A 7,061-nucleotide genomic window follows, 5' to 3' on the forward strand; every position below is an offset into this window, starting at 1 on the left:
CGGCTCATCGAACAACATGACCTCCGGCTTCACCGCCATGGCCCGGCCGATGCCGACGCGCTGCTGCTGCCCCCCGGACAGGTGGGCCGGATAGGAATCCCTCTTGTCCTCCAGCCCGACGACCTGCAGGATGCGCAGCGCTTCTTCCTGCGCCTCAGCCTCAGGAACGCCCTGCACCTGCGTCATGGGTTCCATGACGTTCTGCAGCGCCGTCTTGTTGCGGAACAGGTTGTAGCTCTGGAACACCATGGCGGTCCGGCTGCGCAGCTGGGCGATGTCCCTGCGGCTGCCCCCCGGCTCCCGCACCGCGACGTCGCCGATCGCGATGCTGCCGCAGGTGGGCTTTTCCAGGAAGTTGATGCAGCGCAGGAGCGTGGACTTGCCGGTCCCGGAGGGGCCGATGATCGAGACCACCTCGCCGCGCTGAGCGGTCAGGTCGATCCCCTTGAGGACCTCCAGGACGCCGAACCTTTTAACGAGCCCGGAGACGGTCAGAACGGTCTTTTGCTCCATCACCTGGCCTCCTGGACGTAGGGTCGGTTCAAATAGCGCTCCAGGAGGGATTGCCCGTAGGAGACGAGGGCGAGGATGACCCAGTACACGATGAGCAGGGCGACGAACCCCTCGAGATAACGGTACGTCAGGTTGACCTCGTTCTTGGCGCAGGAGGTCATGTCCATGACGCCGACCGTAAAGGCGAGGGACGTGGACTTGAAAAGGTTGGCGAAGGAATTGACCATGCCGGGGAGAGCCACGCGGGCCGCCTGAGGGATCACGATGCGGCGGATGGTTTGCCACGGGGTCATGCCGATGGAGATGCCCGCCTCGAACTGCCCCCTGTCCACCGAACTGATGGCCCCCCTGATGTTCTCGCCCATGTAGGCAGCAAAGCTGAGGGAGAGGACGATCACCACGGCCCAGAAGCTGGAGAGCCCCCTGACGGTTGCGGATACCTGCGCGAACCCGTAGTAAAAGACGAAGAGCTGAGCGATAAAGGGGGTGCTGCGGAAAAAGGAGGTGAACACGACGGAGAACTGCTTCAACACGGGGATGTTGTAATATCGGGACGCCGCAAGGACAAACCCGATCAGCACGGCGAAAAAGAGCGAAAGGAACGCCATGGAAACCGTGTTTTTGAAGCCCAGAAATATGATGGAGAACATCTTTAAGAAGTAGTCAAATTGAAAAATCATGGGCTCTCTCCCTCTCTTTGACTATCGAGACTCGAAGGGCGGCGGGCAATCCAGCGAAGGAAGCCCGCCGCGTTATCCTCGCTTTTAAACGTTGGCGTCACTTCCCCTGTTTTTCCCGATACTCCTTCGCGTATTTGCTCTCCATGACGTTGGTCCCGAACCACTTCTCGCAGAGTTTGGCGTAGCTGCCGTCCTCGATCATCTGCGTCAGGACGCCGTCCGTCAGCTTCAGGAGCTCCCGGCCCCGGTCGGTGCGGGCGAAGGGATAGACGTTGACCTCGACGTAGATCGGGTTTTCAATATCGACGGACTTGAGCTTCAACTCAGGGTTTTTCTTCAAACGATAAGGAAGCACAAGAAAGGCATAGGGGCAGGCATCCACGTGCCCCATAGCGACCTCATGCAAAATGCTGCTACCCGATCCATAGACGGACTTTTTCACCTTATTTTCCGGATCCATGGCTGCGATAAACTCGTTCATGGCGCTACCCTCAGACAACCCGATGGTCTTACCCTCCATATCTTTCCAGGACTTTATCGCCTCGTTGTCCGCCGCCACCGTCAAACAATAAGGGCTGAAAAAGAAAGGGCGCGTGAAATCGTATTTCTGCTGGCGGACCGGGGTGATGCTGATCTGCTTCGCTACGGTATCCACACGACCCAGGTCCAGCTCCGCAAAGGTCGCCGGATTGTCGAGCCGCACCCATTGAACCTCATAACCGGCTTTTTCGCCTATCGTACGCCACATGTCGATCTCAAATCCGGACCATTCCTGCGTCGCTTCATCATACATGGTGAAAGGAGCGTAGGTTCCGGGCGTGGCAACCCGGATGACCTTATCCTCGGAGGCAATCCCTTCCCGAGAAATACAAGCAATAAAAACCCACGCCAAAATCAGTCCCCAACCCCAAAATCTTTTCATTACGTTTTCCTCTCCTCGTGAAAAGCGAAAATACGTAACAATCCATACTGCCATCCCCATCGCCCTATCGGCGTCACTTCCCCTGTTTTTCTCGATACTCCTTAGCATACTTGCTGTCCATGACGTTGGTCCCGAACCACTTCTCGCAGAGTTTGGCGTAGCTGCCGTCCTCGATCATCTGCGTCAGGATGTCGTCCGTCAGCTTCAGGAGCGCACGGCCCCGGTCGGTGCGGGCGAAGGGATACGCGTTGACCTCGGTAAAAATAGGATTCTCGAGGTCAACAGCTTTAAGTTTCAATTCAGGGTTCTTCTTCAAAACCCAAGGAAGTGTGAGGAAAGGATAGGGTGTAGCCGTCACACGCCCCAGAGAGACATCCTGTAACATGTTAGATTCATAAATAGATTTTTCCACTTTATTTTCAGGGTCCAACACTGCAACAAACTCAAGCTCTGAACCACCTTCACGTAAAGCGATGGATTTACCCTCCATATCCTTCCACGACTTGACCTCGTTATTATCCTCCCTCACCGTCAGGCAGTAGGGGCTGAAAAAATAGGGCTGTGTGAAATCGTATTTCTGCTGGCGAGAAGGTGTAATACTGATCTGTTTCGCCACGGTATCCACACGACCCAGGTCCATCTCGGCAAAGTTCGCCGGCAAATCAAGCCGCACCCATTGAACCTCATAGCCGGCTTTTTCGCCTATCGTACGCCACATGTCGATCTCAAATCCGGACCATTCCTGCGTCGCTTCATCATACATGGTGAAAGGAGCATAGTTTCCCGGCGTGGCAACCCGGATGACCTTATCCTCGGAGGCAATCCCTTCCCGAGAAACACAAGCAATAAAAGCCCACGCCAAAATCAGTCCCCAACCCCAAAATCTTTTCATTACGTTTTCCTCTCCTCGTGAAAAGCGAAAATACGAAGCAATCCATACTGCCGTCCCCGTCATCCTATCGGCGTCACTTCCCCTGTTTTTCTCGATATTCCTTCGCATACCTGCTGTCCATGACGTTCATGCCGAACCACTTTTCGCAGAGCTCGGCGTAGCTGCCATCCTCGATCATCTGCGTCAGGATGCCGTCCGTCAGCTTCAGGAGCGCACGGCCCCGATCGGTGCGGGCAAAGGGGTAAGCGTTGACCTCGACGTAGATCGGGTTTTCCATATCGACGGCCTTGAGCTTCAAACTGGAATTTCTCTTCAACACGTCAAGAAGCTCGACATAAGGGCCAGGATAAGCGTCTACACGGCCTACGGATACCTCCTGAAAAACAAGTTTGTCGGACTCATAGACAGATTTCTTAACCTTGTTCTCCGGATCCAGCGCCGCTATAAACTCGTTCATGGCGCTGCCCTCGGCCAAGGCGATGCTCCTACCCTCCATGTCCTTCCAGGATTTGATTTCATTATTGTCTTCCGCCACGATAATGTAATAAGGACTGAAGAAAAACGGCTGCGTGAAATTATATTTCTGCTGGCGAGCCGGGGTGATGCTGATCTGTTTTGCCACGGTATCGACGCGGTTGAGGTCCAGTTCAGCGAAAGTTGCGGGAAGATCAAGCCTGACAAATTCAATTTCATAGCCGGCCTTCTCGCCAATCAAACGCCAGAGCTCAATCTCAAAGCCAGACCATTCCTGCGTCAACTCATCATACATGGTGAAAGGGGCGTAGGTTCCGGGCGTGGCAACCCGGATGACCCGCTCCGCGTCCTTTTCCGCAGCGGCAGCCACCGCAGCAGTACAGACGACAAAGCCCAATCCCAAGATCAGCGCCGAAAGCAAAGCTTTTTTCATCTTCGTCTTCCCTCTTTTACGACTCGATAATCCTTGCACTTTTTGACAAACAGCATACGAAAAGGGAGCAACCATGGTGAGTCGAGGGAAAAGATAATGGGGATTCTCAAAAAAGAGGAGGCCGCCCATGCGGCCTCCCCCAATCCAAAAAGGACTGCGCGCAAAATAGGCTCGTCAGTCCGCGGAGAGCGAGACTCGGGCGAACGATTCCCCCTGAAAAGGAATTCCACCACGGTATGCATCCCGTGCATCCCGAAAAGCTCCTCAGGTGCATCCGTAGCGTCGCATTCAAGTCCCCTCCTTCCCTATCTCAGAATCTGGAATCAACGGTTCATCGACAAGCCATTTATACCCTACCTGTAAGACAATGTCAAGCAAACCCTTCTTGCATAGAAATGGCAGGGGATTAAAATATGTTTTGTATAAGGTACTCTATGCAGTACGATTGGACGCGCCTTCCATGCTCGTTACCGACACGGACTGGCTTGACCATCACCCCGGGCATCCCGGCCGCCCCGCCTCATCTCTCTAGTCCGCGCCCTTCGGGACGACGAGGTTTTGCCCCTCCGTAAGGCGGCCGTCCTCCATCGTCCAGATTTTTGTCCCGTAGTTCAGGAGTTCCAGTTCGTGCGTGATCATAAGGACAGTCATCCCTTCGGAGTGGACGCGGCGGATCTCCTCCATGACCTCGTGGGACGTCAGGACATCCAAGTCTGCAGTGGGCTCATCCGCGATGAGGAGCCTGGGACCTTTTAAAAGCGCCCGCGCCAGCATTGCACGGCGGGCCTCCCCGCCGGAGAGCTCCCACGGAAACGCATCTCTTCGTGCGGCAATCCCCATCCGGTCAAGCAACTCCAAGGCGTGCCGCTCCCCACCATCAACGCCCTCCTTATTTGGCAAGCCCCCGTCCAGGTAGAGGGGGAGGCGAACGTTGTCCCACACGGAAAGGTGTGGAAGGAGATGGGCGTCCTGCGGAACGTAGCCGATCTGCTCGTTCCGCAGGTGCGCCATTGCGGCGTCGTCCCCGTAGGGAAGCGGAAGGCCATCAAAAAAGGTCTCCCCGGAAAAAGGTGCCAGAAGACCGGACAGCAGATTCACGAGGGTCGATTTTCCACTGCCGGACCGCCCTACGATATGCCCAAAATCCCCCTCGCAAAGGGTAAAGTCGACGTGGTCAACGGCACAGAAATCCCCCACCCCGCGAGGAAAGCGCTTCGTCAGCCCCCTCGTCTCCAGCAGTTTGTTTGAAGATGTCATCGTCGATCCCATCCTATCGGTCTGCTCTCAGGAGCGTCAGCGTTTCTTTCCGGTTCAGTCGTTGTGCGAAGCTCCATCCGGCCATCGGGCCCGTGAACAATGCCAACAGAAGACTACCGATCGCAAGTAGAAAAAACTGCCCCGGGGAGGGGTTGAGAAACGGCATGCCCAAGGAAACGGTCAGCACCCGGTTGAACACAACGCATAAGAAAGCGCTCAATGCCGTTCCCAGGACGGCCCCGGAGAGGCTGACGAGAAACGCCTCAGTCAGGACCAGGCCGCGAAGGTAGCCCCGAGGAGCGCCCATGATCCGCAGGAGCGCGAATTCGCTTTTGCGCTCGTTCATCAGTACCGTGAAGATCAGCTTCAGCACCGCAAAGGAGACGCCCCAGAGGATGACCGAGAGCAACAGGGCATGGACGCGCATCGATTTGAATTTCTCAGTCACACCTCGGACGACGTCCATGGAGCTTATGGCTGTCACACCACTGCCCTTAAGGCGACGGCACAGCTCCCGGGCCACGTCTGCAACGTCGGATTTTTCGTCAACGCGCACCATGACGCTCGATATCGTCGTCGGATCGTTCACCTCGGGGTAATTCAGCCGGAACCTCTCATTCCCCATCAGGTGCCGCGCCGATTCCACGGTGACAAAGGCGGAGCTGTCGAACCCCATCCCCGTTCGCTCAAGGCGCGCGGCCACCCGAAAGGTCTCCCCGAAGAACATCAGCGTCTCCCCCTCCTGGGCGACGATGTTGGCACCCACGACGATGTCGCAGGATTCCAAGGTGCCCTGAAGCTGCCGGGTCACCCAGGGGCGTATGTTGAAATCCGTCTCCGGGTCAAAACCGATGAGTTGGATGGCAAAGTTGCAGCATCCAGCCGAGAGCGTAGCAAGGAAGAGCTGCGGCGACGCGGCGGCGACCCCCGGGGTCGCCGTCACGTCGTTCAGAATGGAAAAGGGCATGTAGAATTTGCTGGGATTTCCTTTGAGGATCGTTCCCTGGACCTGCCCTTCGGTCCCGGAGGGGATCACGAGGATGTCAGCGCCAAGGCGATCCGCCAGGCTGGACATTCCTCTCCCCAGCGACAGGCTCAGATATCCCCCCGTAAAGATGGCGAACGAGAGCAGGGTAACGAGAAACACCAGGCTCTTCGTTCGGGAGGCGCTGTGAGCGACGTTGAGATACGCAAGACGAAAGCGAGTAAGAGGCTTCCGCGTGCGCTCCTCCGCAATTTTGTCTACCATAGCCCTCTCTTATTCCTTTTCGCGGGCTGCGTGAAGAGACAGAAGCGCAAACAGCAGCAGTCCGGCGGACAGCGCGTACAGGACGGGGATGGAGACGGCCTGGCACGGCATCTGCAGGTTCTTGCAGCCTCCGATCAAGCCGCCCGGCAGAGCTGCCGCAAGCAGGGAAAGGCCAGCCAGAGCCTGGGACAGCCCCCTGCGGACGCCCTTATCCTTCTGCAGGAACATGAGGACACCCAGCAGGGCGGCGAGGGCTCCAACCCCCAACTCAGCCATTCCCATCCAATGGCACTTCATCCAGCGCCCGCCATCCGGCAGAGGGCATACCGCTGCGGGCCCCCAAGTGGGCAGGACCGCGATAAGAATTCCAATCACAACGATGACGGCGGCAAACACGTTTCCTTTTTTCATGATGGTTTCCTCTCAATCAAACCTGTGTTTCAGGGTTGGCCCACACTATAAATAGCAACGGGCCCCAGACTCCGCCAAAAATCTTCCTCGTGGGGGAGACTTGTCCTGCAGAAGGACCGCGGAGTTGTCTATCAAGACCACCTCGTCCGATGCGCCGTCCACGCTCCAGCCGTTCTTACGCCTGTACGGAACATGCAGTTTCTACCATCACCTGCGCAGAAGGAGCCATA

General features: G+C 56.6%; 8 protein-coding genes. All 8 read right to left on the minus strand.

The window, feature by feature from the left end:
- The coding region (locus SY1_RS06035; RefSeq protein ID WP_208873076.1) for an amino acid ABC transporter ATP-binding protein at positions 1-513 on the minus strand (513 nt) is incomplete at its 3' end.
- Entirely contained in the window at positions 513-1,193 is a 681-nt protein-coding gene (locus SY1_RS06040) for an amino acid ABC transporter permease (RefSeq protein WP_015556494.1), read from the minus strand. The genes SY1_RS06035 and SY1_RS06040, both read right to left, overlap by 1 nt.
- Positions 1,194-1,290: 97 nt before the next feature.
- Complete coding sequence (locus tag SY1_RS06045) at positions 1,291-2,115, minus strand: transporter substrate-binding domain-containing protein (RefSeq protein WP_015556495.1); 825 nt, start codon at positions 2,113-2,115, stop codon at positions 1,291-1,293.
- 73 nt (positions 2,116-2,188) lie between these two features.
- On the minus strand, positions 2,189-3,007 hold the full coding sequence (locus SY1_RS06050) for a transporter substrate-binding domain-containing protein (RefSeq protein WP_015556496.1): 819 nt from the start codon (positions 3,005-3,007) through the stop codon (positions 2,189-2,191).
- Between the two features lie 73 nt (positions 3,008-3,080).
- Entirely contained in the window at positions 3,081-3,914 is an 834-nt protein-coding gene (locus tag SY1_RS06055; RefSeq protein ID WP_015556497.1) for a transporter substrate-binding domain-containing protein, read from the minus strand.
- Between the two features lie 528 nt (positions 3,915-4,442).
- Positions 4,443-5,171, minus strand: a complete 729-nt coding sequence (locus tag SY1_RS06060; RefSeq protein WP_015556498.1) for an ABC transporter ATP-binding protein — start codon at positions 5,169-5,171, stop codon at positions 4,443-4,445.
- Positions 5,172-5,184: 13 nt separating this feature from the next.
- A complete protein-coding gene (locus SY1_RS06065; RefSeq protein WP_015556499.1) occupies positions 5,185-6,420 on the minus strand; it encodes an ABC transporter permease in 1,236 nt (411 codons plus the stop codon).
- Between the two features lie 9 nt (positions 6,421-6,429).
- The gene (locus SY1_RS06070; RefSeq protein WP_015556500.1) at positions 6,430-6,831 is read right to left on the minus strand and encodes a DUF4418 family protein; all 402 of its coding nucleotides are present in this window, start codon (positions 6,829-6,831) and stop codon (positions 6,430-6,432) included.
- Positions 6,832-7,061: the final 230 nt, after the last annotated feature.

Source organism: Fretibacterium fastidiosum (genome assembly GCF_000210715.1).
GTDB lineage: Bacteria > Synergistota > Synergistia > Synergistales > Aminobacteriaceae > Fretibacterium > Fretibacterium fastidiosum.

Bases quoted from the DNA above. Each gene is read 5' to 3' on its own strand.
- SY1_RS06040 (WP_015556494.1), bottom strand. From the start codon at position 1,193: ATGATTTTTCAATTTGACTACTTCTTAAAGATGTTCTCCATCATATTT.
- SY1_RS06045 (WP_015556495.1), bottom strand. From the start codon at position 2,115: ATGAAAAGATTTTGGGGTTGGGGACTGATTTTGGCGTGGGTTTTTATT.
- SY1_RS06050 (WP_015556496.1), bottom strand. From the start codon at position 3,007: ATGAAAAGATTTTGGGGTTGGGGACTGATTTTGGCGTGGGCTTTTATT.
- SY1_RS06055 (WP_015556497.1), bottom strand. From the start codon at position 3,914: ATGAAAAAAGCTTTGCTTTCGGCGCTGATCTTGGGATTGGGCTTTGTC.
- SY1_RS06060 (WP_015556498.1), bottom strand. From the start codon at position 5,171: ATGACATCTTCAAACAAACTGCTGGAGACGAGGGGGCTGACGAAGCGC.
- SY1_RS06065 (WP_015556499.1), bottom strand. From the start codon at position 6,420: ATGGTAGACAAAATTGCGGAGGAGCGCACGCGGAAGCCTCTTACTCGC.
- SY1_RS06070 (WP_015556500.1), bottom strand. From the start codon at position 6,831: ATGAAAAAAGGAAACGTGTTTGCCGCCGTCATCGTTGTGATTGGAATT.